The following is a 25,355-nucleotide window of genomic DNA, read 5'->3' on the forward strand; positions in this document are numbered from 1 at the left end:
CCATGACCATCGAGAAGATTTTCACCCCGCAGGACGAGGCGTTTTATGCCGTCATCACCCACGCGGCGGGGCCGCAGGGCGCGCTGCCGCTGACCCCGCAGATGCTGATGGAATCCCCCAGCGGCAATCTGTTCGGCATGACGCAGAACGCCGGGATGGGCTGGGACGCCAACAGGCTGACCGGCAAAGAGGTGCTGATCATCGGCACCCAGGGCGGCATCCGCGCCGGGGACGGACGCCCGGTCGCGCTGGGCTACCACACCGGCCACTGGGAGATCGGCATGCAGATGCAGGCGGCGGCGAAGGAGATCACCCGCAGCGGCGGGATCCCGTTTGCGGCCTTCGTCAGCGATCCCTGCGACGGCCGTTCTCAGGGCACGCACGGCATGTTCGACTCCCTGCCGTACCGCAACGACGCGGCGATCGTGTTTCGCCGCCTGATCCGTTCCCTGCCGACGCGCCGGGCGGTAATAGGCGTGGCGACCTGCGATAAAGGGCTGCCCGCCACCATGATTGCCCTGGCCGCAATGCACGACCTGCCGACCATTCTGGTGCCGGGCGGGGCGACGCTGCCGCCGACCGTGGGGGAAGACGCGGGCAAGGTGCAGACCATCGGCGCGCGCTTCGCCAATCACGAACTCTCCCTGCAGGAGGCCGCCGAGCTGGGCTGTCGCGCCTGCGCCTCGCCGGGCGGCGGGTGTCAGTTCCTCGGCACGGCGGGCACCTCGCAGGTGGTCGCGGAGGCGCTGGGCCTGGCGCTGCCGCATTCCGCGCTGGCGCCGTCCGGGCAGGCGGTGTGGCTGGAGATCGCCCGCCAGTCGGCGCGCGCGGTCAACGAGCTGGATAACCGCGGCATCACCACGCGCGATATCCTCACCGACAAAGCCATCGAAAACGCGATGGTGATCCACGCGGCGTTCGGCGGCTCCACCAACTTACTGCTACACATTCCGGCCATCGCCCACGCGGCGGGCTGCACGATCCCGGACGTTGAGCACTGGACGCGCGTCAACCGTAAAGTGCCGCGCCTGGTGAGCGTGCTGCCCAACGGCCCGGACTATCACCCGACCGTTCGCGCCTTCCTTGCGGGCGGCGTGCCGGAGGTAATGCTCCACCTGCGCGATCTCGGTCTGCTGCACCTGGACGCCATGACCGTCACCGGCCAGACGGTGGGCGAGAACCTCGACTGGTGGCAGGCGTCCGAGCGCCGCAAGCGCTTCCGCCAGTGCCTGCGCGAGCAGGACGGCGTGGATCCGGATGACGTGATCCTGCCGCCGGAGAAGGCAAAAGCGAAAGGGCTGACCTCGACGGTTTGCTTCCCGACGGGCAACATCGCGCCGGAAGGCTCGGTGATCAAGGCCACGGCGATCGACTCGTCGGTCGTCGGTGAAGATGGCGTTTACCGCCACACCGGCCGGGCGAGGGTGTTTGTCTCGGAAGCGCAGGCAATCAAGGCCATTAAGCGGGAAGAAATTGCGCAGGGCGATATCATGGTGGTCATCGGCGGCGGGCCGTCCGGCACCGGCATGGAAGAGACCTATCAGCTCACCTCCGCGCTGAAGCATATTTCGTGGGGCAAGACGGTGTCGTTAATCACCGATGCGCGCTTCTCGGGCGTGTCGACGGGCGCCTGCTTCGGCCACGTGTCGCCGGAGGCGCTGGCGGGCGGGCCGATTGGCAAGCTGCGCGATAATGACATTATAGAGATAGCCGTCGACCGGCTGACGTTAACGGGCTGCGTGAACTTTATCGGCACCGCGGACAACCCGCTGACGCCGGAAGAGGGCGCGCGCGAGCTGGCGCGGCGGCAGACGCACCCGGAGCTGCACGCCCACGACTTTTTGCCGGACGATACCCGGCTGTGGGCTGCACTGCAGTCGGTGAGCGGCGGCACCTGGAAAGGCTGTATTTATGACACCGATAAAATCATTGAGGTAATTAACGCCGGTAAAAAATCGCTCGGCATTTAATTATTTTCAGAGATAAAACCGTCTGCGGGAAATATTCCGCGGACGGCTTTTCTGTTTCTGTTATTTAATAATATAAACAATAGGTTGAGATATATCGTCGGCGTCACAAAAGCAAAATAACGTAATTCAGAAATAAGATATGACCATTGCTGGTTAATTGAACAGCTCATTACACTCCATTAACACGATGTTGTAATTCAGCACACTACATAAGGGTGTAATTCTGATGACGCAATTAACCATGAAAGACAAAATTGGCTACGGGCTGGGTGACACCGCCTGCGGCTTCGTCTGGCAGGCCACGATGTTCCTGCTGGCCTACTTCTACACCGACGTCTTCGGCCTGTCGGCGGGCATTATGGGCACGCTGTTTTTGGTCTCCCGCGTGCTCGACGCCGTCACCGACCCGCTGATGGGACTGCTGGTAGACCGCACCCGCACGCGGCACGGCCAGTTCCGCCCGTTCCTGCTGTGGGGTGCCATCCCGTTTGGCATCGTCTGCGTGCTGACCTTCTACACGCCGGATTTCTCCGCGCAGGGCAAAATCATCTACGCCTGCGTGACCTACATTCTCCTGACTCTGGTCTACACCTTCGTTAACGTGCCCTACTGCGCCATGCCCGGCGTCATCACCGCCGACCCGAAAGAGCGTCACGCCCTGCAGTCCTGGCGCTTCTTCCTGGCTGCGGCGGGCTCGCTCGCCATCAGCGGCATCGCGCTGCCGCTGGTGAGCATCATCGGCAAAGGGGACGAGCAGGTGGGCTACTTCGGCGCCATGTGCGTGCTGGGGCTGAGCGGCGTGGTGCTGCTCTACGTCTGCTTCTTCACGACTAAAGAGCGCTACACCTTTGAGGTTCAGCCGGGCTCGTCGGTGGCGAAAGATCTTAAGCTGCTGCTCGGCAACGGACAATGGCGGATCATGTGCGCGTTCAAGATGATGGCGACCTGCTCCAACGTGGTGCGCGGCGGGGCGACGCTCTACTTCGTGAAATACGTGATGGATCACCCGGAGATGGCGACCCAGTTCTTACTCTACGGCAGCCTCGCCACCATGTTCGGCTCGCTCTGCTCTTCCCGCCTGCTGGGCCGCTTCGACCGCGTCACCGCCTTCAAGTGGATCATCGTCGCCTACTCTCTGATTAGTCTGCTGATTTTCGTCACCCCGGCCGAGCACATCGCGCTGATTTTTGCCCTCAACATTCTGTTCCTGTTCGTCTTCAACACCACCACGCCGCTGCAGTGGCTGATGGCCTCTGACGTAGTGGACTACGAGGAGAGCCGCAGCGGTCGCCGCCTCGACGGGCTGGTGTTCTCCACCTACCTGTTCAGCCTGAAGATTGGCCTGGCGATTGGCGGGGCGGTGGTGGGCTGGATCCTGGCGTACGTCAACTACTCCGCCAGCAGCAGCGTGCAGCCGGTCGAGGTGCTCACCACCATCAAAATTCTTTTCTGCGTGGTGCCGGTGGTGCTCTACGCGGGCATGTTCATCATGCTGTCGTTCTACAAGCTCACCGACGCCCGCGTGGAGGCCATCAGCCAGCAGCTGATCAAACACCGCGCGGCGCAGGGCGAGGCCATTCCCGACGCAGCGACAGCCGCATCCCATTAACCGGAGGCAATATGGAAATCAATAACCCAATTCTGACCGGCTTCAACCCGGACCCGTCCCTGTGCCGCCAGGGCGAGGACTACTACATCGCCACCTCGACCTTCGAGTGGTTCCCGGGCGTGCGCATCTACCACTCCCGCGACCTGAAAAACTGGTCGCTGGTCAGCACCCCGCTGGACCGCGTGTCGATGCTGGACATGAAGGGCAACCCGGACTCCGGCGGCATCTGGGCGCCGTGCCTGAGCTATGCCGACGGTAAATTCTGGCTGCTTTACACCGACGTGAAGATTGTCGACTCGCCGTGGAAAAACGGCCGCAACTTCCTTGTCACCGCGCCCTCCATTGAGGGACCGTGGAGCGAGCCGATCCCGATGGGCAACGGCGGGTTTGACCCGTCCCTGTTCCACGACGACGATGGCCGCAAATACTATATCTACCGCCCGTGGGGGCCGCGCCACCACAGCAACCCACACAACACCATCGTGATGCAGGAGTTTGATCCGCTGACCGGCACGCTCTCGCGCGAGCGCAAAACCCTGTTTACCGGCACGCCGCTCTGCTACACCGAAGGCGCGCACCTGTACCACCACGCGGGATGGTATTACCTGATGGTCGCCGAGGGCGGCACCAGCTACGAGCACGCCGTCGTGGTGCTGCGTTCAAAAAATATCGACGGGCCGTACGAGCTGCACCCGGACGTGACGATGATGACCAGCTGGCACCTGCCGGAGAACCCGCTGCAGAAGAGCGGCCACGGCTCGCTGCTGCAGACCCACACCGGAGAGTGGTACATGGCCTACCTCACCAGCCGCCCGCTGCGCCTGCCCGGCGTGCCGCTGCTGGCCTCCGGCGGACGCGGCTACTGCCCGCTTGGGCGCGAGACCGGCATCGCCCGCATTGAATGGCGCGACGGCTGGCCGTACGTGGAAGGCGGCAAGCACGCGCAGCTGACCGTGCCCGGCCCGCAGATGGCCGAGCAGCCCGCTACCGTTCAGACGACCTGGCGGGACGATTTCGACGCCAGTTCGCTCGACCCGGAACTGCAAACCCTGCGCATCCCGTTCGACGACACTCTCGGCTCACTCACCGCGCGCCCGGGCTATTTACGGCTCTACGGCAACGACTCGCTCAACTCGACCTTTACCCAGTCGACCGTGGCGCGCCGCTGGCAGCACTTCGCCTTCCGTTCAGAAACGCGGATGCAGTTTTCGCCGGTCCACTTCCAGCAGAGCGCGGGGCTGACCTGCTACTACAACAGCAAAAACTGGAGCTACTGCTTTGTGGACTACGAGGAGGGGCAGGGCAGAACGATTAAGGTTATCCAGCTCGACCACAACGTACCGTCATGGCCGCTGCACGAGCAGCCCATTCCGGTGCCGGAGAGCGCGGAGAGCGTCTGGCTGCGGGTGGACGTGGATACGCTGGTCTACCGCTACAGCTACTCGTTCGACGGCGAGACGTGGCACGCCGTGCCGGTGACGTATGAGGCGTGGAAGCTGTCGGACGACTACATCGGCGGGCGCGGCTTCTTCACCGGCGCGTTTGTGGGGCTGCACTGCGAGGACATCAGCGGCGACGGCTGCCACGCGGACTTCGACTATTTCACCTACGAGCCGGCCTAACGGCTCAGGCCGGGTAGCCCAGCGCGCGTGACAGCTGGAGCCCGGCCTGCTGAAGCTGCTCGCGGAAATTAGCCAGCTCCGCATCGTCCACGCGGGAGGTCAGCGTCGACAGGCTCAGGGCGGCAATCACGCGGGACTCATGGTTCCACACCGGCACCGCCACGCAGCGCACGCCCTGCTCGTTCTCTTCGCTGTCCAGGGCGTAGCCTTGCTCGCGGGTCTGCGCCAGGGCGGCCACTAAGGCTTCGCGAGAGGCGAGGGTCGCGGGCGTAAAGGTGGTGTACTGATAGCCCTCCAGCAGGGCGTTCAACTCGGCCTCGCCCAGCCAGGCAATTAGCACCTTGCCGATTGCGGTGGCGTGAACCGGCAGGCGGCGGCCAATGCGCGAATAGGCGATGGCGGCCAGCTTGCCTTCAATTTTCTCAATATAGACCCCTTCACGCCCGTCCAGGATCCCCAGATGGGTGGTCTGCCCGGTCCGCTGGGACAGCTCCGTCAGCCAGCCTTTTGCCTTCTGCCGAATATCGATGGAGCCCACGACAAAATGACCTCGCTCGACCAGCTTCATGCCGAGGCGATACTTACCGTTCTCCGGGTTCTGATCGATATAGCCGTGAAGCTGGAGGGTTTTCAGCAGCGAGTGTAGGGTACTCTTGCTCAGCCCCATCAGTTTGCTGATGTCGGTGATCTTAAGCTCGGTGGCCTGCTCGTTGAACAGGTCGAGGATCTGCAACGCACGTTCAACAGACTGAATAATCGGCATAATGCTGGCATGTCCACGCTGGAATTAAGGCGAAAACGTACCTTTTTCGGGGTGAAAAATCAATGAAATGGCGCCGATGTTCTCCCTCTGCCCGTGGGAGAGGGGCTGCCTGATTTGCCCGGCGGCGCTACGCTTGCACGGGCCTACGGGTTGTGTAGGCCGGGTAAGCGCAGTGCCACCCGGCAACAAAGGCGGCTACATTATTGTTAGCGGGGGGCATCAATTGTTATCCCGGGCGGCAACAGACTGGATTTTCCAGACCCCATCTTCTTTAACCATGCAATCAATGACTGTGTGCTGGGTCTTTTTGCCAAACGTGATATTCACGTTTACACAGACCGGGTCTGAAACATACGAATCAATAGCCACATTCTCAGCCCAGTCCTCGCCGATATACTGCGATTTCATAAAAAAATCAGCCTCGTAAAATTCAGCGTCGGCATAACGGGGATCGTCTGCATGACGTAATTTTTTCATGGTGCTGGCCGTAACGAACTTATCGATTTCATTTCCCTCTTGGATGGGATAACGATCGTTGTTCACCTGTTTGACGTACCAGCGATTGAATTCAAGGGCGCGCTGCATCGGTATCTGAAAATCTTCGGCCCCCAATGCGGCTGTGCTGAATAACACAATTAAGATGAGCTTATTCATATTAATAATGCCTGTATAAGGTTACGGCTGGCTGGAGTTGGCGATAGGTTGGCCCCGGGTACAGTGTTCTCTGTTTAAAATCTGAATACCAGGTTCCAGCGCCATCATAAATACAGACATGCCCGTACTGATTCGGGCCGGGCAAGGCATCAATCACCGCGATATCCCCCTCTATGGGGGTGCCATAGACTTTTGTGAACCCTGCTTTTTCAAGAGAACGCCAGAAATCCTTAGCGTTTGCCCCTTCGATTTTAAGCCCTCCGGCTCGAATGGCGGCGGCGATTGCTCGAGCGCAATAGTGTCCAGTATGGGTTAGTGCGTGGCTACGGGCGTATGACACAGCTTCATGTTTATTCCATGACATAAACAATCCTTATTAATGAAATGCAGCAATAAGGAAATATTACGCCGATAATATAAGGTGTTTTGTAATTGATAATGACCTGATATTAACCATTATCTACTCAGTAAATAATGGTTAATAAAAAGATAAATACCTATTATGGTTAATGCGTATCTGAGAAAGCGTCAGTAAAATGAATTTTTCTGCCTGACGATAACGCTGTTGTCATTTTTAGTGTTTTCTCCCTCTCCCTGTGGGAGAGGGCCGGGGTGAGGGCACCAGACCGCAGAGGAGTCAATCACTCCCCAAGCGTCGCCACCATCACTGCCTTAATCGTATGCATCCGGTTTTCCGCCTGGTCAAACACGATGCTCGCCGCCGACTCAAACACCTCGTCCGTCACCTCCATCCCGCCGTGCAGATCGAACTCCTTCGCCATCTGCTTGCCGAGCGTGGTCTGGTCGTCATGGAACGCCGGCAGACAGTGCAGGAACTTCACGTTCGGGTTGCCGGTAAGCGCCATCATCTGCGCGTTCACCTGATACCCGCGCAGCAGCGCAATCCGCTCCGCCCACTTCTCTTTGGCTTCGCCCATCGACACCCAGACGTCGGTATAGATGAAGTCCGCGCCCTTCACGCCCGCCGCCACGTCTTCCGTCAGCGTGATTTTCCCGCCGTGCTTCTCCGCCAGCGCGCTGCACTCCGCCACCAGGCTCTCTTCCGGCCAGCAGGCCTTCGGAGCCACCAGGCGCAGATCCAGCCCGGTCAGCGCCGCCGCTTCCAGCATCGAGTTGCCCATGTTGTTGCGCGCATCGCCCGCGTAGACCAGCGTCATCTCGTTAAACGCCTTGCCCGGCAGGTGCTCCTGCATGGTCAGCAGATCCGCCAGCAGCTGCGTCGGGTGGAACTCGTTGGTCAGCCCGTTCCACACCGGCACGCCCGCGTACTGCGCCAGCGTCTCGACCACTTCCTGGCCGTGGCCGCGATACTGAATGCCGTCGTACATCCGCCCGAGCACGCGCGCAGTATCCTTAATTGACTCTTTATGCCCAATCTGGCTGCCGCTCGGCCCTAAATAGGTGACGCGCGCGCCCTGGTCAAATGCGGCAACTTCGAAAGAGCAACGGGTACGGGTCGAGTCTTTTTCGAAGATGAGCGCGATGTTTTTACCGGTAAGCTTTTGTACTTCCTTGCCCTTTTTCTTATCGGCTTTGAGCTGTGCGGCAAGGGTCAGCAGAGAAGTGAACTGTGCAGGGGTAAAGTCGAGTAATTTCAGAAAGTGTTTCTTGTATAAATCGGACATTTTATCCTCACATGGCGAGCGCCACTTATTGAATTAAAATTCACTTTATATGTGTAATTATTCATTTGCAACCCCGTTTCACAAATCTTTCCAACAAAGGTGGAGGCAAACCCGTCCGTGTGTGAAAATAGAAGTATCTGCCGCACTTTAAAGAGGATTGAGCCATGGCAAACCCGGAATTACTGGAAGAGCAACGCGAAGAGACGCGTCTGATTATTGAAGAGCTGCTGGAAGACGGTAGCGATCCGGACGCGCTGTACACCATCGAGCACCATTTCTCTGCGGATGATTTCGACGCGCTGGAAAAAATGGCCGTGGAAGCCTTCAAGCTGGGTTACGAAGTGACCGAGCCGGAAGAGCTGGAAGTGGAAGAGGGCGACACCGTCATCTGCTGCGACATCCTGAGTGAAGGCGCGCTGAAGGCGGAGCTGATCGACGCGCAGGTAGAACAGCTGATGAACCTGGCCGAGAAGTTTGACGTGGAATACGACGGCTGGGGAACCTACTTCGAAGATCCGAACGGTGAAGACGGCGAAGAAGGCGACGACGAAGATTACGTCGACGAAGACGACGACGGCGTGCGTCACTAAGTGATTCAGGCGGTGGCGCGCGCCACCGCTTTTTCAAGGCAGAACCATGGATTACCCGCAGATACTCGCCCCCGTACTCAACTTCCTCCAGTGCCCGACCCCGCAAGCATGGATTGATAAAGCCCGCGACCCGGCGAACCTGCCGCTGCTGCTCACCGACCACATGGTGTGCGAGCTCAAGGCCGCCCAGACCGCGCTGCTGCTGGTGCGTAAATACGTCGCCGACGAAAGCGGTGCCGACGCGCTGCTCGACTGGCTCAAGCCCTACGAACAGTTCACCTTCCGCGACGGCCCGGAGCCGGACTTCATCGCCCTGCACAAGAAGATTGGCAAAAGCGTGATGCCCAAAACCGACGACCCGTGGGGCCAGGCGCTTATCGACAGCATGGTGCTGCTGATCAAAGAGGAGCTGCATCACTTCTGGCAGGTGCGCGAGGCGATGCTGGCCCGCGACATTCCGTACGTCAAAATCACCGCCAGCCGCTACGCCAAAGGGATGCTGAAGGAAGTACGCACCCACGAGCCGCTGACGCTGATCGACAAGCTCATCTGCGGCGCCTACATCGAAGCCCGCTCCTGCGAACGCTTCGCCGCGCTGGCCCCGTTCCTCGACGACGACCTGCAGAAGTTCTATCTCTCGCTGCTGCGCTCGGAAGCGCGCCACTATCAGGACTACCTGACGCTGGCCCGGCAGGTGAGCGACGACGATATCTCACCGCGCATACAGCTTTTTGGCGAAATTGAAGCCACACTTATCTCGACACCGGACCACGAGTTTCGCTTCCACAGCGGCGTGCCGGTGTAAACCGGCATAGCGAAAGGATAAGGATGCGAGATGAATAAAACGTGGACCCGTATTGTGATTGTCGTCATTGCGGCTGCCGCCGTGGCGTTCTGGGTGTTTTTCGACAGGCAGCGCGCCCCGGAACGGCAGAAGGATAACGCCCTTAACGCGATGCCCGCCTGGCAGGTGATTAAGGAGCAGGAGCCCGCGCTGCATCAGCGCATCCTCGACCAGATGGCCGCCCTGCAAAAAGCGGGCGAGCCGGAGCAGCAGATTATCGACACCATCCAGCCGCAGATCCTGCATCTGCAGATGTCGCGCCTGCAAAACGCCCCGGACGCCAACGTGGTGAATTACATGACCATCAACATGGAGCAGACCGCCGCCATCCAGAAGGTGAGCGACGACGCCTGCTTCCGCTTCCTCTACCCGACGGTGAAGGGCGGCGTGAACCCGATGCGCATGCTGGATAAAGACCTGATGGCGCGGCGCATGCAGGCCGACGCCGACATGATGCGCGCGGCCTACGGCAAAAAACGCCACACCGTGACCCCCGCCGAACGCGAGGCGGCTGTCGAGGACGTGCGGCCGATTATGAAGGCGCTTGCCGATAAGTACGGCGAGGACATCCAGCTGCTGCAGATGCCGGAGAAGGCGGCGGGCAAAGAGAAGCTCTCCTGCAATATGGTGCAGGAGATGTGGGCGAAGGTGCTGGCGCTGCCGGAGCAGAAGGCGGCAGGGGTGATTCGACTGGCGGTGTCTGAGCTGGAGTGACGAAGGACGCTGGTTTTTTGGGCACTTAGCGCGGGTTTAGCGCGTCGTCGCTTGCATGGCGGCGCGCGACAGGTATAATCCACAACGTTTCCGCATCCCCTTCAGTGCCGAAGTGGCGAAATCGGTAGACGCAGTTGATTCAAAATCAACCGTAGAAATACGTGCCGGTTCGAGTCCGGCCTTCGGCACCAAGTGATGCAATAATTAGCTACCTAAGGGTGGCTTTTTTTGTGTCCATTTTCGTCCAGATTCGTCCATATCCATCTGTAATTCAAAGATAATTTATTTTTCGTCAATAACCATATTTGTTTTGTGGTCTTTCCGTGTTGGTCGTTTTTCATCCATTGACATCCACGCGATTTGGGGGCCAAATTGGGGGCTTAGACGTAGTTCGATAATAGTGAGGCCCCCAAATGGCACTAACAGATCGCGCTATAGTCCACGCCAAGCCTTGTGGCAAGCCGTATAAGCTCAGTGACTCGCATGGACTTTACCTGCTGGTTAACCCTAACGGTTCAAAACGCTGGTACATCAAGTACCGCTTTGTAAACAAAGAGAAAAAGCTCGCTTTAGGCCCTTATCCGCTTTTGACGCTTGCACAGGCAAGACGTATGCGTGAAGAGGCCCAATTACTGCTGATTTCCGGCATCGATCCGAGCGCACACCGAAAGGCTGAACGCCTTGCTATAACGCCAGAACATACGTTTGAGTCTGTGGCACGCGAATGGGTCACCAGTAACGTGAACTGGTCGTCGGAACATAAGAAGCGGGTGCTGCGTTATTTCGAGCTTTATGTGTTCCCCACGAACGGCAGCTGTGACATCACCAAAATGAAGGTTAAAGACCTGCTGGTACACATCAAAGAGGTGGAGAAAGCGGGCAAGCTGGATGTTGCTTCCCGGCTTCAGCAGCGCACTGCCTGCGTGATGCGCTACGCCGTCCAGAACGGCATTATCGATCATAACCCCGCATCGGATTTAACCGGCGCGGTCTCTACGCCCAAAGTTCGTCACCACCCGGCGCTGGATCTGAATCTTATCCCTGATTTCCTGGAAAGAATCGACGATTACAAAGGCCGTCAACTGACTCAACTGGCGGTAAAACTGGCTCTGCTGCTGTTTATCCGTTCCAGCGAACTGCGCTTTGCCCGCTGGGATGAGATTGATCTGCGTAACGCCATGTGGACAATCCCCGCCGAGCGTGAGCCGATCCCCGGCGTTAAATATTCAGCGCGTGGGGCGAAGATGCACTCCCCACACTTGGTCCCATTGTCACGTCAGGCCATCGAACTGCTGCACGAGGTGCGGCAGCATTGCCGACCGGGAACTGAACTGGTATTCCCCGGCGATCATAACTACCGCAAACCGATGAGCGAAAACACCATCAACAAAGCGCTGCGGGTGATGGGCTACGACACCCAGAAAGACGTCTGCGGTCACGGTTTTCGCACTATGGCCTGTAGCGCGCTGGTGGAGTCGGGCCTGTGGTCAAGCGACGCGGTAGAGCGCCAGATGAGCCATCAGGAGCGCAAGCGCGTGCGGGCGGCGTATATCCACAAGGCGCAGCATCTCGAAGAACGTCGGGAGATGATGCAGTGGTGGGCGGATTATCTGGATGCAAACCGGTTCAGGCATGTTGTGCCGTATGGCTTCAAAAAGTCGCCGGGAGGCGCACTCGACCATATGAGTTTCCAGGAGCGCAATGACCGGCAGCTAGAGGAACTGAAAGCCAGAATACTGGCTGACTCGGAATGGCTGACGGCGTCTGAATTATCCGCAAAAGCGGGCTTTCGTTCCGCCGATCCTGATGCTGGCCCGAAAGGCTGGAAAGCCGCCGGGAAGATATTCTCGCTGAAGGTCGATGGTGAGGATTTGTACCCGGATTATGTTCTGGATGAGAAAATGCGGCCCCTCAAGGTTGTCAGGCTAATTCTCTCGCTGTTCAAAGAACGTAAGACCCCGTGGGGGCTAGCAATCTGGTTTGGCTCGGCTAATCGCAGGTTGAGAGGAGGGAAGCCGAAAGATCTGCTGATTTCAAAGTCAGAGTTGGTTCTGATGGCGGCGCAGGATGAGGTGGAGTCGGGGGAGTAGGAGAACCGCTGTTGTGTGTCATACCCAATGCAGGAGTATTTATTTTTGGAGGGTAATTAACTCGATGTTAGTTACGTATACTTAAGACAATTAACTGAAAAGTGTGACGAGCTGCATGAGTGGGGAGTGGAAGTTCGGACGTTTTACTATATATCGAGATATCTCGAGCAATCAGAAGTCAGTCATTTCAGATTGGTTGCATCAGGCAATCGACAGACTTTTCTGCAAATTCTGAAAGGGGTATTGAATATTGCGTAATTTATATTTAAGAAAAATTTGGTCCTGTCCTCGATTTTGTTACGTATGTTCTCGAACAATATAATTTAGATCTGATTGAGGCATTACTGCCAAAGCCTACCTTGCGCACTAACTATTTCTTTATTAATGATGCAGACTAATTGATAACTAGTCTGCATTTTACTCAGTAAAAAAATGGCTAAGATTAATTTATTCAATGTGAAGAGTGAAATGACTCCATTTTTTTAACTTCAAGTCCCTTAGTTGTTATTCTATAACACTCATTCTTTGATTTACGGAGATATAAAAATGAATCTTTTTTATCATTGCAGTCTGTTCTATAGAAAGCATCAAGTAAAAGAAATGATCTCTGATGTTCAGGTATGATTCCAATTGAAAATGAACCGATATATATCAATGCTGAAGCTATAGATAATAAATCTGTGATTTTCATATAGTTATTCGTGGTTGTCAGAGCCTTTTTAAACCACATACTTAATAATGATTTCATTTTCTTTATATCAAAGGGCATCTCTTTGAAAATAATAAAGATATTGTTATTGGCGTTATTGATGTTTTTTAACAACATCATAAAGCCATAAGGTAATATTAGGATTAACCCCATGGTAAGAACGAAGTTAATGCCATGTTGGCCGTGTATATAGTTTTTAAGCAGATAGCAAAGAGGTATGGCTATGATAGCTGCATAGAAAGATTGGTAGGCTGTAACTCTTCCTATATACATATATATGAATATACACAATCCATAAATGAATAAACATAGAGGAATTGCTATAGCGAAAGCATAGCCATAAACTGAGTAGTTTAAATATTCTACTTCAATATCATAGTCAAAGTTAAGTCTATGTTTTGAGTACCATAAGCAAAGTGAAAAAACACACACAGTGGAAATCCATTTTATTATGCCGTTTCCAACTAATTTATTAACTTCCATTTTTTTATTTTGATAAGCGCAAAAAAGGAAAGTTATAGATATCAATATGCTAAGGATTGAAAAAAAACTATCTTTATTAAAGAAGGAGAAATTCAAGGTAACTATAATTACTCCTATTAAATAGATTGAAGACGCTATGTTAAACTTTATGTTCGGAAAGTGTTCTTTGATTTGATGCATTTGGAGTCCATTATTTCAATGTAAGTGTTAAATCCTAAATCGTTGTATAATAGTAACACATAAGCATTTTGGAATCTTTATGACCTGTAACTTTTGTCAACGTTTAAATGTAGAATGTTTTAGTAAATTGAGATTTAACTTTATGTTGAACGCCATGAAATACTGACTTTTTGAGACAAGTAACATCATCAAGTGACATGATTCTGGCACAATATTCGTAACCAGTAAGCACACACTCTGAATCACTTAGAAGTGTAACTCTCAGGGTTAGAATGACTATAACTGGCATAAAGCGGTCTAAAGAAGACAGACAGATAGAATCTGCTATGAGTGAGAAACAAATTCCTCTTCTAAGAAATACTGACTTATTTTCTATTAAGTCGTTTCCTTCATCCCATTCATAATTTTAAAAAATGAATTTTATCATCATATTGCCGGAGCATGTCGATAGGGGATCTAGCGGTCAATCACAGTTTTCTGCACAGTGCTATTAACGATGTCTTTTGCGTTGATTCAGCGAGATGTGGGTACGACAGTGAAATTGTGCAAAAGAAAAATGTTACCACCTATCAAGGATTAGATTTTTTATCCTCCATAGAGGATAGATTTAAAATATCCCCTAAAGCGGATATGCTCAGAATATCTGTCATGGGGGATAAAATGAACGTAACTTCACCCAAAATTCTGGCTCAGGCAGTGAGGAATGCTCGCAAGCAACGTAAGCTGACTCAACGCGAAACTGCAGAAAGTATAGGAATGAAACAATCAACGGTTTCAGAGTTTGAGAATCATCCTGAGGGGACCTGCATAGGTACGCTCTTTAAGCTGCTTGCCGCTCTGGACCTTAAGCTTCAGGCCGTAAGCCGTAGGGGCGAACATAAATCGTCTGATAGCTGGGACCAGGAGTGGTGAACTGTGGAACCAATAAGCTTTACTGATTCAATTCCTGCACCAACCTGGTATTGATATACAGCTTGTCGCGACCAACGCTCATTTCTTCCAGCACGCCTATCTCGACTAACTGTTTGAGATACGCTGATGCCGTCTGGCGTTTAGCGATACCTCGTTCAACAAGGTTATCGATCCGGCAATACGGTTGCGCATAGAGCACTTGGATGAGTTCATAGGTATAAATTTTTGGTAGCTTCTCACGTACATACTCGGTCGTTTCTGCCATCAATGCCCGAACAACCGCAATCTTGTCAGTCGTCCATCGGGACGTGTTTTCTACGGCCTCCAGCATAAATAATATCCACGATTCCCAGTCTCCTTCTTCTGTTACCCTACGCAAGAGCATGTAGTAATCACTACGTCTCTCCAGAATAAAGCGGGACAGGTACAGGATAGGCAGTGAAAGTAATTCATTTTGAATCAGGTAAAGAATATTCAGGATACGACCTGTTCGTCCATTCCCGTCCGGAAAAGGGTGGATGCACTCAAATTGATAGTGTGCAATAGCCATTTTCACCAATGGATCTAAATCATCATCGCCATGTATGAACTGCTCCCAGTTCGTCAATAAGTTACGGATAGTATCTTCACCCACCGGGGGTGTATACACCACGCTGTTATTCTGATCGCGCAGTATCGTGCCCGGTGTTTTTCTTATATCGGTCTGAACTGCGCGTAATTTGGTACAGATAGCGATTGCGGTGTTTGTGCAAAGTGGATAGGTCTCAAGATGGGTATAACCATCATAAAGCGCCGTACGATAGCGCAATGCTTCTTTGGTTGCTGGATCTGCTCCGTCTGCACGATCAGCATACTGAAAGAGCTGATCGCTGGTCGTTACGATATTCTCAATGCGTGAGGAATCTTTCGCTTCCAGCATCGGGAGAATGTTAATCAACAATCCTTGATCGGGGATCAACTCACCCGCCGTTTTCAGCTCTGCAATTGCCGCGCGCGCATTTATACACGCTTTTAGTACATTGCGTGTTTCTATCTGCTGCAGATCAGGCGGCAGTTTTGGCAGATCATTGTAAGGGGCTTCGGGATTCCAGTTCATATGTTTATAAAAACCGATTTCATCGACATATAGACATCATATGTCGATGCTATAAGCATGTCACGGCATCATGTTTAAAAAATCGTGTTTTATCGACATATCGCCGCAACGTGTCGATGGCATAAACATGTTTTGGCTATATGTTTAAAAAAAAGCTTTTTATCGACATATCCTCAGACGCTTGGTGCAGACTATCTGGATTTGCCTGGGAAGAGACCTCACTACCTGAGATATATCGACCTTTAAATGAGGTCTCTCGGCAAACCTTGTAACCGCAAAAAATGCCCCTATTTCATGGCTAATTAACCGCGAAATTCTAGCCATGGAGGAAACTACCGATGTTACCCCGGACACACCGCCAGCTCGTAAGCGTTGAAGTGATGTGGCCTGCTCAGACGCTACCGCTTCCCCTGCAACAGGTAGTTGAAGCATTGAATCAGGGCGAAACGCCCGATCAGATTATTATCCGTATGAACCAGCAGGGCCTTCTGGCGTGGCGTGAGGATGCATCTGCGCAGGATATACACGATATCTTTCAGATACGGCTGGACAATCAGCATGAGGCGCGGTTTCTCTGCCGCTACGTTACTCTGCCGCTGCACTGATGCCCGTATCCCGGTACTGCGAGATTGAAGAGTGCTGATTATCACCGGATAAATTAATATGCTATAAAATAAAGAGTTAGCATATGTCGTTTCAGGGATGATGAGTTGTAAATGAAGAAGAAACTGCCAGACCAGCTTTCCAGGGAATGCATTATTGCGGCTATGCGCGCCTATGATGAAGGTGTACGCCACCAGTTCAGCGAGTCCCGGCTGTATGATGTGGTCTTTGAAGGGCGCAGTTATCCACCGAAAGCTATAGTCGGTATTGCTGCTTCAAATATGATAGGCGTTGAGTTTTCCCCTGAAGATTTTAGCGGTGGTATCAAGTCGAAATGTGTCAAGTTGCTTACCGATCAAGGGTTTCAGATCGTTGAGAAAAATTTGGGTAACGAGCAGCCCGCCATCAGTATTTTTCCTGATGAACTGCCACCGCAGAGCGTATTTACTGAAGGTGCCGCTACGCAGGTAACGGTTAACCGCTATGAACGCGACCGTAAGGCCCGGCAGGCCGCATTAGCCTGGCATGGTTGCCTGTGCAAAGTATGCGGCATTGATATGATGAGGGTGTATGGTGAGATAGCAAAAGGTTTTATCCATATACACCACCTGATTCCGCTATCAGACATCAAAGATAATTACTCTCTGGATCCCAAAAAAGATCTTATTCCCGTCTGCCCTAATTGCCACGCCATGTTGCATCGGCGTAATCCGCCTTTTTCGCCTGAAGAATTGAAATCAATTATTGAATATCATGCGGCTCTTTAGGTATTACAGCCCATTCGCTGTGGCTCGGTGGAAGAGAGTATTTTGATATAAATTGCTATTCGCGCAGCAACTTCAGCCACGGATTATTCACCGGCACTTTCTCCCCCAACACCTGCTTCGGATCTTTTATCAGAAACCCTTTCAACTGACTACTTTTCTTTTGTGGAACCCGAACCTCGCAGGACCAGATAAAACTGTCATCATTACAGCGCAGGGCCAGCCCTGACTCCTGAAACATTCGCTGTGCCAGTTTCCAGCCGTCGCCGCTATCGCCTGTGGTTTCTGCTGCGTATGTTTTAAAGATCCCCGGCGAAATCAAAAAAAGATGGTTTTCCACCACATGTACCTTGCCGTTCCGGGTATTCACCGTGGCTGAAGAACTGGTGTGGTTCTTCAGCCACTGCAGGAAATTATTATTGTCACCAAGCCTCGGGTCGTCTGCTATCTCCGGCAGCGGTTGAGTGGGAGCGCTAAGTTCAGGGACGGGTTCAGCTTCGCTTACCTGCGTCACATCACCGACAAAACAGGCGGGACGTTGTTCGCCTGGTTCCCATATTGCAGACGGCGTCAGGCGCAGCAGCGTCAGCGGTTCAACGGGCGACCAGCCCTTATCTGATCGGATAATGCAGCGCCAGATCGCTTTATCCTCATTGGCAACGATAAGCTGATATGCCAGCAGTTCGTCAAACAGGCGGTTATTATTTTCCGGTACGCTGGCTACGCCATGCTGGAGCAGCCAGGCGCGAACCCGGTCGGCGGTGGTTTTGCTGATAAGCCACAGCGCATCCTCCGTCAACCAGCCATCTGATCCGCATTCGGGATTATTGAGCCGGTACTCGTTCTGTACCAGCGACCGTAAGGCTGTAAGAAGCTGCTGGGGAAAGGAAGAGGGCTTTTGTGCCAGCGCAGTTTTGATATCGCCGCCGAGGTATCGGGCGACAGAGGCTTTATCGGCCTGCTGTACCAGTTCCGCCAGCGCGCCAGCCCGTTCGTAGTGTCCGGTTATCTGATAAATCAGGGACGCAAAAACCGTGGGATATCCGGCCAGCCAGTCCAGTAATGGCGAGGGTATCAACTGATTAATCAGCATTGCGCTAGCCGCCGGATGCAGATGATAGTCGCGACCGTGGCTCTGGTACTGCCAGCGATAAGGCTGTGCCAGATTACCCTGCCACGGATGCCAGCGGGTGCCATCACGTTGATGAATCTCCATATCCACGGCGATTTTTCCCGTATCGTGCAGTAATGCCGCGCAGACCACCGCGACCGTCCATGCGCTGGCCTGCCGGGCCTGTTCTTCCGCACCCGCTTCCGGTGGCAGCAGATAACCCTGGCGCAACCGGATGGCATTGCAGGCAACTTCCAGCGAATGATCCAGCAACCCACCGGGAGTGGAATGGTGATGACTTTGTGAGGCGGGCAGCAGTTGTACCAACGCGGCGAAGCGATGAATCGCCGTGAGGATCCAGCTATCAAACAGGGTATCTGGCAGCGGGGTCAGTTGCCGTAACTGGTGCAAACAGGACTGACGTAACGGCTTCGCCAGCAACCGTTCTGCGGATTGTGGCGCAAACCAACCCTCCGGTAGCGCAGCGTCTGGCGCCGGTGGCTGGCTCTGGGATGGTCGTTGTAGCCACTTCAGCATATTTCCCCTTTCCGGGCAGGCCCCTTTGCCCTTGTCGCCCTTCCTTTGCAGTGTCTCCCTTTGGGTCTTTTCCATACAGCAGGTTTTTTAAGTCTGCAGAGAATATTTAAGATTACCCAATATTATGTTGGTTAATAAAACGATACAAAATATGTAGTTAATGCATGATGTCTTGTAGCGGTGAAAACTTGCACAACTTTTCGATTTGATGTATTGTTTTAATCGTGAAATCGAAAAGGAGGGTTTTATGAATCCGACTACAGAAAAGCGACCTGTCTACCAGGACAATATGACTTCTGCTGCCAGACTCCAGAATTTTGTTCAGGAACTGGCTGATGACATCAGAGCAGGTAATACTCATGTTCGACAGGAAAGCATGGCTCAAACAGATGCGCTCTTTGCTGTCGATGCCATTTTGGGATACCTGGCAAGCAGAGCTGAGCATAACCTGACGAAGGAAAAGAAAAGGCACCTTCGTCGCGTCCATAGCAAGGCCATGTTTCTTTCGCGGTTAGAGCGGGATGGTGGGGTCTATTCTTCAGCAAAAGCCGCTGAAGTTTTAGGCCGTACAAAAACCACGGTGAAAAACTGGAAAGATAGTGGCCAATTACTTGCTGTAGAAATTGATGGTGAGTTCTTTTATCCGGCGTTCCAGTTTACTGATGATGAACGGATCTCGGATCGAGGCGTTCTGAAAGGTCTGTCAGGCTTACTTAAGCAACTTAAAAATTTCAGTGACAGGATGCAATATTCTTTCTTTGTTGAGGAACGTAATACTGTGCTGAAGGGATTATCGCCAGCAGGTCGTACTTTTAATATTATCGAGATTCTTAAAGGGAATCCGGATGACGTCTTGATGGACGAGTTACATCGGCTTGCCCGCGTTTATGGTACGCAAGATGCCGCATAACAATGAAGGGGGTGCTTGCCCCCCCTTTTGTTATTCTTCGACCGATATGCCTAGATCCCAAGTAAGGATGTCGGCAGCCTCTTTACCATCATGCTCAAAGTCACTGAGGCGGGTCTGTTCTAGCGTTATGGCCATGCCCTGTCCAGATGGGTCGATATGCCAAAGCACCAGACATGATTCACCGGTTACGTTCGACGTATACTCCATACCGTCGAATCCTGCGTTGTGCGCTATGGTAGCCAGAAACTGTGTGACTTTACGAGAATCTGTTGTGACATCATGAATTTTTATAGATGTACGACTGACCAATTTGTTTACTTGCAGAATGTTAACGTCCTTTAAGATTGCTATTTTGCCAAGATAGTAATCTTCAAGGTCCGATTCTTTCATGGACACTTTGTTCTGAAACACTTCTTTCAACGACGTTCCTGGGGTGTAGGCCAAATACATCGAGCCATGTACACCGTCAGTCAGACTAAAACGGTAATCCGCACCGTTATGATTGAAAAAAACGTTGCTTCCATTATGCTCACCGGGCTGGAGTCGGTACATCTCAGTATCTGCAGGAATTACCTTGCCACAGCGGTTAAGCGTTTTCTGGTCAAGGTTCCTGAATTTACTGAGTATGGCCTCGTCTAGTTTCTTCCGGGCTTTAATATCAGCATCGGTTTCAGTAGATTGGTTAGCGTCGTCGTTTAGGTTTTCCTCGTATGTCATAGGCGAAATGCCCTCCTAATAAAAGTGGATTTAAATAAGCCATAGGCTTAACCTCCATTGATTTTGAATTTACCCTGACGAATTCTTTGAATCGCCACGGATAATCTAGACACTTCCGAGCCGTTGATAATACTGGTTTTCATATTCTGTCGGTGACATCTGTTCGCTAGAACCATGCCGACGCTTACTGTTATAAAACATTTCGATGTAATCAAAAATATCACTGCGGGCTTCTTCCCGCGTTCCGTAGATCTTTTTCTTTATCCGTTCACGTTTCAACAACTGGAAAAAACTTTCTGCAACCGCATTATCATGGCAGTTACCGCGACGGCTCATGCTACCCTCCAGGCCGTGTGATTTCAGGAACGACTGCCACTCATGGCTTGTGTACTGACTGCCCTGATCCGAATGAACCAGCACCTGTTTTTCGGGATTACGCCGCCATACAGCCATCAGCAGTGCGTTCAGGACAATGTCCTTTGTCATCCGGGATTGCATGGACCAGCCGATAATTTTGCGTGAGAACAGATCAACAACAACGGCAAGATACAGCCAGCCTTCGTGGGTCCTGATGTAGGTTATGTCCGTTACCCAACGCTCATCAGGAGCATCCGGATTGAACTGTCGCTGGAGCCTGTTGGGTGACACGATACTGGCCTCGCCTTTACGTGCCCGCGGGCTTCGGTATCCGACCTGAGCCTTTATTCCGACACGTTTCATCAGTCTCCAGACTCTGTTTACTCCGCACTGTTGCCCGCTGTCACGCAGATCCAGATGGATTTTGCGATAACCATAGACGCATCCCGATTCCAGCCAGAACTGTTTAATCTGTCCTGTCAGTCTCAGGTCTGCCTGATGGCGTTGTGAATGCGGCTGCTGAAGCCAGGCGTAAAAACCACTGGGATGAACATCCAGCACCCGACAGAGCAGGCGAACAGGCCAGCAACAGGAGTTGTCACGGATAAAGGCGTACCTCAGTCGGACAGCTTTGCGAAGTACGCCGCGGCTTTTTTTAATATGTCCCGTTCGTCGGTAACCCGTTTCAGCTCTTTCTGGAGACGGCGGATCTCGGCCTGAGCATCTGACTGTTCTTTATTAGTGGAAGAATCCGGACCGTACTTCTTTATCCAGGCATAAAGGCTGTGGGTGGTGATATCGAGACGTGTTGCAACGCTGGCAACAGAATAACCGCGATCAACAACCTGTTTGACTGCTTCAGTTTTAAACTCTTCAGGATAACGCTTACCGCTCATGGGCACCTCTCTTTAAGTCATCTTAAATGACTCTGAGGTGTCTGTTAAACGCGTGGCGATTCACTTCGCGGGGCGTTTTATCCCATTGATGGGACACATAATTCTAACCCATAGTAGTTATCAATCAAGGGGAAGTGAGATGAGGCTTCATCGCAGGTATCACGAAAATGATAATGAATGCTGATAATTGTGTAGTGTCTAATCAAGAGGTGTTTCCGAAGCATAAAAAAAGTGGCCGATCAAAACCGGCCACTCCGTTTCACTTACCACCAGGCATAAAACATCAGCCTGTCTCGCTCAAAATCAAACGTCTCCAGCGTCTCTTTCACCCAGTGGGTGACGGCGCGAACGTCTTTCCAGTAGTGTTCTCCATAATCGGTATATCCATAGAAAAAGCCGTCAATCGTGGGATAAACCGCGCCGCAGTTATCCGGCGTCAGGCTCTGTAGGTCGCTCAGAAGCGCCTGCAAATGTGCTTTGGTGACTTCTAACAGCACCTGGTTGCGCACCAGCCCAACGTGTTTATCCACCCATTTGAGTAACGGGTTCACCTTGCGGAAATAACCCACTCTGGCGTACCGGCTTTCATCGGGCGCGTTTTTTGCCCGTTCGAAAAAGAAGATGTCGAGTCCCATACATTGTTCCTCATTCCCCTTCATCCTTCAGGCCGCAGGTGCGTTGGCTTTCCTCGCTCATCCCGGTCACGTAGTTTGTCTACGCTCCCGGGGATTCGCTGCGTCGCCGCCTTCCTGCAACCCGAATGATTTTGGGGAATATTGAAGGGGAGCAACTTCCCGGCGGGGAAGACTCCCCGTGCGGGTGGGCTGTCAGGCGCTAAGCTGACAGGGTTGTGGTACCGCGTTGAGTAGCCATTCACTGGCGTGGCGCGCCATACCGCTGGCGCGGATCACTGCCCGCTTGTCCTGGCGCAGGATATCCAGCCAGTAGCCGATATAGCTGGCGTGCTGGAGTCTGCCCTGAATGCCGCAATGGGCGCACAGGAAGGCGCTACCCATCTCCGCCACTAACTCTTCAGCGGCGTATAGCGCTTCGGTGCGTTCCGCTCCGGCAATACCGGGGCGGTTGAGGCGTGAAGTGTGTCCGGTAGCGTGCGTCAGTTCATGCAGCAGCGTGGCGTAGTACGCCTCGCTGCTTTCAAACTGTTGCGGGTGCGGCATCATCACCAGGTCGGTCGCGGGTTTGTAATACGCTTTCGACTGGCGGCGATGGCGCAGCGTCACGCCGCTATTCTTCGCAATGGTTTCGGCCATCTCCACAGGCTCTGCGGGCCGGGTAAACGGCTCGAACAGCGACTGCGGCAGGCCGTCGCACTGCGACAGGTTAAACAGCCGAAATTCACGAATGATCCCAAAATGCCGCACCTTCGGCTCGCCGTCTTTATCCAGCAACGGCTGGCCGAGTGCATCGATCTCTTCCTGTGTGCGCGGCAGATATAACACCGCCAGAGAGGATTTCTCCCCCCGGCGCACTTGCCCGCCGAGCGCGCTGACCTGATGAAACGTCAGCCAGCGGTCGCTGGCGAAGCTCTGCTTGTCGGCGCTGTTCCACAGCAGCGGTACGTTGATGCCGTGATACGGACGACCGGATAACGCATTGATCGGGAACGGCGGCTCGCCATCGCGCCACGGGCGGAGCCACGGCACATTGCCGTTTTCCAGCTCAGCAATAATCTGGTCGGTGACTTTCTGGTAGATATCGTTGCTTCTGTCCATTGTGCGATCCTCATGGAAGAAGCCGGAGCTGCCTCCGTCCGGAAGCGACTCCGGCGGGGAGAGGTTATGCCTGTTCAGCCATCGAGACCTGCACATAATGGCCGTGATAGTTGAGTGATAGCGGTAATGCGACAGGGACTTTCATATCGCCCTGCGGCGGCTGGCAGTAGATCGTAAAGGTGACTTTCTTGCGGGATGCCCCGGCGGTGCGCAGGGTCAGCAGTACGGCGAGCAACAGATTGCCCAGCCGTTCTTCCACCTGCTGCGGGTCGGCGGGAAATTCCACAGCGGATTGCCAGACATCAGGGGCGATAGCCACCGGCATTAACGACGGTTTTTTATCGAAAAGCGACATGGTGTTTCTCCTGTAGATGAGCAGAGAACACCCTTCGCAGGGCGTTTCCCTGCGGGATGGAATGGTACGGGTATCCTGCGCATCTGCGCCGTTCGCACCTTCCGGATACATGGCGAACTTACTGCATGGCTGGCGGTAGTGTTTTCTGTGCGGGTGATAAAAGGGAGGGGAAAATCATTACCGGGACTGAAGAGTTTTGTCGTTCCTGAAATGTGAACGCAGGCAGATTGATGCGCACGCATCGCTCAAAAAATGATCTTTTTCAGGCGGATACTGAAATCAGAAAAGCATATGACCTTGAACAGTAAACACAATGACTGGAGGGATATGCTAATGAACCGACAAGATATAAACGCATTGAAGAATTTTGATTTTCTGGCGCGCAGTTTTGCCCGTATGCACGCCCTGGGCCAGCCAGTGGATATCGATGCCGTGACCGGCAATATGAGTGATGAACAGCAAGCATGGTTCCGGGAGCGATACGACCACTACCGAAAGCAGGCTGAGCGGGCGAGAGTGATAGAACTGCGGTGATGTAACGAACAACGGGCTTAACGGCCCGTTGCGTATTTTCAGGCTTTGAAAATCTGTTTTCGGTGCCAGCCAACATATTGTTCAGCAGGCCACTGCGTTTTGTCATAAGGAAGGAATAACTGCTGGCCGTCCCGGTGCCAGAACAGATGGTCTACCACCGGACTACGACTGACGCCGCCGGAGATGTGGATGGTCATACTCTCATCCAGCCCGAATGCTCCCATATCAAACGCATCGTGGTGCAACGTACAGAGCGCCAGTCCATTGTTCACCACGCACGGGCCACCGTACGCTTTCCAGTGAATATGCGCTGCTTCAATACCAACCAGCGCGCCATCGAGTCTGAGATCGTAACCACAGAACGCGCACCGTGAGTGGTAAGCGCGAAGAACGATATCCCTGAAACGCGGATCGCGGTTCTTGGAGCGATCGATAAAATCGAATCCCAGTTGGTTGGCCAGGATCCGCTGAATACTTTCCGGGAAGCGATCGGTGAGGATCTTCTGAGCCAGTTGGTCGATCATCTCTGGATGTGCCAGCAATTGCTGGTAGGCCGCTTCATCGAAGCCGCCCGCCACCTGGTTATCAATCAGTTCTTTCTTTGTCGGCTGAGTATTGCCCTTACGCGGTTTGCAGCCTTCTGCGTGAGCGATCTCCCAGAAGCCGTCAGTTCGCAGCCGCCAGAACGGCATATTGGGGTAATCGGTGCGTCGCTTGGGACCAAACTCTTTCAGCAGGCGAGTAAGCGGTTCGTGGATTTCCAGACCGTAGTTAAACAGGCGTGGATGGCCTGCTTTGTACTGCGACAGTACGTACAACAGCAGCAGCGGTTTATGCGGCGCGCATACGTCACCCTGACGCCAGACAGAGACGTTAGAGATGGCGGATTGCAGCGTTTCTGGAGAGATCATAAGAAGGAACCGGGTAACAGGCTGATGTTATTGCGATCATGCTCG

Annotated in this window: 25 protein-coding genes, 1 tRNA gene and 1 pseudogene; 13 read left to right on the top strand and 14 right to left on the bottom strand. The window is 53.4% G+C overall.

Annotation, left to right across the window (positions count from 1 at the left end; genetic code table 11):
- Positions 1 to 2: 2 nt before the first annotated feature.
- The 3 genes from yagF (at position 3) to WM95_RS02805 (ending at position 5,201) form a co-directional block, all read left to right on the top strand.
- Positions 3 to 1,970, top strand: coding sequence for a xylonate dehydratase YagF (yagF, locus tag WM95_RS02795; protein WP_088544628.1), 1,968 nt, complete (start codon positions 3 to 5; stop codon positions 1,968 to 1,970).
- A 226-nt stretch (positions 1,971 to 2,196) separates the two neighbouring features.
- Entirely contained in the window at positions 2,197 to 3,579 is a 1,383-nt protein-coding gene (locus WM95_RS02800; protein ID WP_059445123.1) for an MFS transporter, read from the top strand.
- An 11-nt stretch (positions 3,580 to 3,590) separates the two neighbouring features.
- Complete coding sequence (locus tag WM95_RS02805) at positions 3,591 to 5,201, top strand: glycoside hydrolase family 43 protein (protein ID WP_063408517.1); 1,611 nt, start codon at positions 3,591 to 3,593, stop codon at positions 5,199 to 5,201.
- Positions 5,202 to 5,205: 4 nt separating this feature from the next.
- On the opposite strand, the gene xynR is transcribed toward WM95_RS02805, so the two are convergent.
- The 5 genes from xynR to argL form a co-directional block, all read right to left on the bottom strand.
- The gene (gene xynR, locus WM95_RS02810; RefSeq protein ID WP_063408518.1) at positions 5,206 to 5,964 is read right to left on the bottom strand and encodes a DNA-binding transcriptional repressor XynR; all 759 of its coding nucleotides are present in this window, start codon (positions 5,962 to 5,964) and stop codon (positions 5,206 to 5,208) included.
- Between the two features lie 219 nt (positions 5,965 to 6,183).
- Positions 6,184 to 6,618 carry a DUF3828 domain-containing protein gene (locus WM95_RS02815; RefSeq protein WP_023310210.1) on the bottom strand — a complete coding sequence of 145 codons (435 nt, stop codon included), beginning with the start codon at positions 6,616 to 6,618 and terminating at the stop codon, positions 6,184 to 6,186.
- A gap of 1 nt (position 6,619) precedes the next feature.
- Positions 6,620 to 6,982 carry a hypothetical protein gene (locus tag WM95_RS02820; RefSeq protein ID WP_047742969.1) on the bottom strand — a complete coding sequence of 121 codons (363 nt, stop codon included), beginning with the start codon at positions 6,980 to 6,982 and terminating at the stop codon, positions 6,620 to 6,622.
- Between the two features lie 277 nt (positions 6,983 to 7,259).
- Entirely contained in the window at positions 7,260 to 8,264 is a 1,005-nt protein-coding gene (gene argF / locus WM95_RS02825; RefSeq protein ID WP_045339574.1) for an ornithine carbamoyltransferase, read from the bottom strand.
- Complete coding sequence (gene argL, locus WM95_RS27510) at positions 8,234 to 8,329, bottom strand: putative translational regulatory protein ArgL (protein ID WP_218033866.1); 96 nt, start codon at positions 8,327 to 8,329, stop codon at positions 8,234 to 8,236. Before argL ends, argF begins: the two co-directional genes overlap by 31 nt.
- Before the next feature lie 99 nt (positions 8,330 to 8,428).
- Between argL and rraB the strand changes: the two genes are divergently transcribed.
- The 5 genes and pseudogenes from rraB to WM95_RS02850 all read left to right on the top strand — a co-directional run.
- Positions 8,429 to 8,854 (top strand): ribonuclease E inhibitor RraB, encoded by a 426-nt coding sequence (gene rraB, locus WM95_RS02830; protein WP_008501374.1) that lies wholly within the window; start codon positions 8,429 to 8,431, stop codon positions 8,852 to 8,854.
- A gap of 46 nt (positions 8,855 to 8,900) precedes the next feature.
- On the top strand, positions 8,901 to 9,659 hold the full coding sequence (miaE, locus tag WM95_RS02835; protein ID WP_063408519.1) for a tRNA isopentenyl-2-thiomethyl-A-37 hydroxylase MiaE: 759 nt from the start codon (positions 8,901 to 8,903) through the stop codon (positions 9,657 to 9,659).
- Positions 9,660 to 9,689: 30 nt separating this feature from the next.
- Positions 9,690 to 10,412, top strand: coding sequence for a topoisomerase II (locus WM95_RS02840; RefSeq protein ID WP_088544629.1), 723 nt, complete (start codon positions 9,690 to 9,692; stop codon positions 10,410 to 10,412).
- A 106-nt stretch (positions 10,413 to 10,518) separates the two neighbouring features.
- Positions 10,519 to 10,603 (top strand) — tRNA-Leu (locus tag WM95_RS02845).
- A gap of 222 nt (positions 10,604 to 10,825) precedes the next feature.
- Positions 10,826 to 12,073 (top strand): annotated as a pseudogene (locus WM95_RS02850) (tyrosine-type recombinase/integrase); the annotation flags it as partial.
- A gap of 880 nt (positions 12,074 to 12,953) precedes the next feature.
- Here WM95_RS02850 and WM95_RS02855 read toward each other — a convergent pair.
- Complete coding sequence (locus WM95_RS02855) at positions 12,954 to 13,874, bottom strand: hypothetical protein (RefSeq protein ID WP_063408522.1); 921 nt, start codon at positions 13,872 to 13,874, stop codon at positions 12,954 to 12,956.
- A gap of 543 nt (positions 13,875 to 14,417) precedes the next feature.
- Here WM95_RS02855 and WM95_RS02860 point away from each other — a divergent pair.
- A complete protein-coding gene (locus WM95_RS02860; RefSeq protein ID WP_231106817.1) occupies positions 14,418 to 14,786 on the top strand; it encodes a helix-turn-helix domain-containing protein in 369 nt (122 codons plus the stop codon).
- A gap of 19 nt (positions 14,787 to 14,805) precedes the next feature.
- Here WM95_RS02860 and fic read toward each other — a convergent pair whose 3' ends face one another.
- Complete coding sequence (gene fic, locus WM95_RS02865) at positions 14,806 to 15,882, bottom strand: protein adenylyltransferase Fic (protein WP_063408523.1); 1,077 nt, start codon at positions 15,880 to 15,882, stop codon at positions 14,806 to 14,808.
- Positions 15,883 to 16,220: 338 nt separating this feature from the next.
- On the opposite strand from fic, the gene WM95_RS02870 reads away from it, so the two are divergent.
- The gene (locus WM95_RS02870; RefSeq protein WP_063408524.1) at positions 16,221 to 16,487 is read left to right on the top strand and encodes a hypothetical protein; all 267 of its coding nucleotides are present in this window, start codon (positions 16,221 to 16,223) and stop codon (positions 16,485 to 16,487) included.
- 111 nt (positions 16,488 to 16,598) lie between these two features.
- Positions 16,599 to 17,252, top strand: a complete 654-nt coding sequence (locus WM95_RS02875; RefSeq protein WP_058656242.1) for an HNH endonuclease — start codon at positions 16,599 to 16,601, stop codon at positions 17,250 to 17,252.
- A gap of 55 nt (positions 17,253 to 17,307) precedes the next feature.
- Here WM95_RS02875 and mobH read toward each other — a convergent pair whose 3' ends face one another.
- Positions 17,308 to 18,897 carry a MobH family relaxase gene (mobH, locus tag WM95_RS02880; RefSeq protein WP_063408525.1) on the bottom strand — a complete coding sequence of 530 codons (1,590 nt, stop codon included), beginning with the start codon at positions 18,895 to 18,897 and terminating at the stop codon, positions 17,308 to 17,310.
- A gap of 247 nt (positions 18,898 to 19,144) precedes the next feature.
- Here mobH and WM95_RS02885 point away from each other — a divergent pair, with 247 nt between their 5' ends.
- Positions 19,145 to 19,807 (top strand): hypothetical protein, encoded by a 663-nt coding sequence (locus WM95_RS02885; protein ID WP_063408526.1) that lies wholly within the window; start codon positions 19,145 to 19,147, stop codon positions 19,805 to 19,807.
- 30 nt (positions 19,808 to 19,837) lie between these two features.
- Here WM95_RS02885 and WM95_RS02890 read toward each other — a convergent pair whose 3' ends face one another.
- The 5 genes from WM95_RS02890 to WM95_RS02910 all read right to left on the bottom strand — a co-directional run bounded on the left by WM95_RS02890 (position 19,838) and on the right by WM95_RS02910 (position 23,865).
- On the bottom strand, positions 19,838 to 20,524 hold the full coding sequence (locus WM95_RS02890; protein WP_063408527.1) for an RES family NAD+ phosphorylase: 687 nt from the start codon (positions 20,522 to 20,524) through the stop codon (positions 19,838 to 19,840).
- Between the two features lie 105 nt (positions 20,525 to 20,629).
- Positions 20,630 to 21,777 (bottom strand): IS3 family transposase gene (locus WM95_RS02895; RefSeq protein ID WP_085949497.1). Its coding sequence is split into 2 segments (ribosomal slippage): positions 20,630 to 21,540 and positions 21,540 to 21,777, totalling 1,149 coding nucleotides; the frame shifts between segments, so codons are not numbered across the junction.
- A gap of 263 nt (positions 21,778 to 22,040) precedes the next feature.
- Entirely contained in the window at positions 22,041 to 22,412 is a 372-nt protein-coding gene (locus WM95_RS02900) for a hypothetical protein (protein WP_088544630.1), read from the bottom strand.
- A gap of 192 nt (positions 22,413 to 22,604) precedes the next feature.
- The gene (locus WM95_RS02905; protein ID WP_063408529.1) at positions 22,605 to 23,510 is read right to left on the bottom strand and encodes an ArdC family protein; all 906 of its coding nucleotides are present in this window, start codon (positions 23,508 to 23,510) and stop codon (positions 22,605 to 22,607) included.
- 64 nt (positions 23,511 to 23,574) lie between these two features.
- On the bottom strand, positions 23,575 to 23,865 hold the full coding sequence (locus WM95_RS02910) for a hypothetical protein (protein WP_063408530.1): 291 nt from the start codon (positions 23,863 to 23,865) through the stop codon (positions 23,575 to 23,577).
- A 333-nt stretch (positions 23,866 to 24,198) separates the two neighbouring features.
- On the opposite strand from WM95_RS02910, the gene glgS reads away from it, so the two are divergent.
- Positions 24,199 to 24,399, top strand: a complete 201-nt coding sequence (glgS, locus tag WM95_RS02915; protein WP_001561269.1) for a cell surface composition regulator GlgS — start codon at positions 24,199 to 24,201, stop codon at positions 24,397 to 24,399.
- Between the two features lie 38 nt (positions 24,400 to 24,437).
- On the opposite strand, the gene WM95_RS02920 is transcribed toward glgS, so the two are convergent.
- Positions 24,438 to 25,310 carry a phosphorothioated DNA-binding restriction endonuclease gene (locus WM95_RS02920; protein WP_063408531.1) on the bottom strand — a complete coding sequence of 291 codons (873 nt, stop codon included), beginning with the start codon at positions 25,308 to 25,310 and terminating at the stop codon, positions 24,438 to 24,440.
- Positions 25,311 to 25,355: the final 45 nt, after the last annotated feature.

The sequence above is a fragment of the Enterobacter cloacae complex sp. ECNIH7 genome (genome assembly GCF_002208095.1).
Lineage (GTDB): Bacteria > Pseudomonadota > Gammaproteobacteria > Enterobacterales > Enterobacteriaceae > Enterobacter > Enterobacter cloacae_M.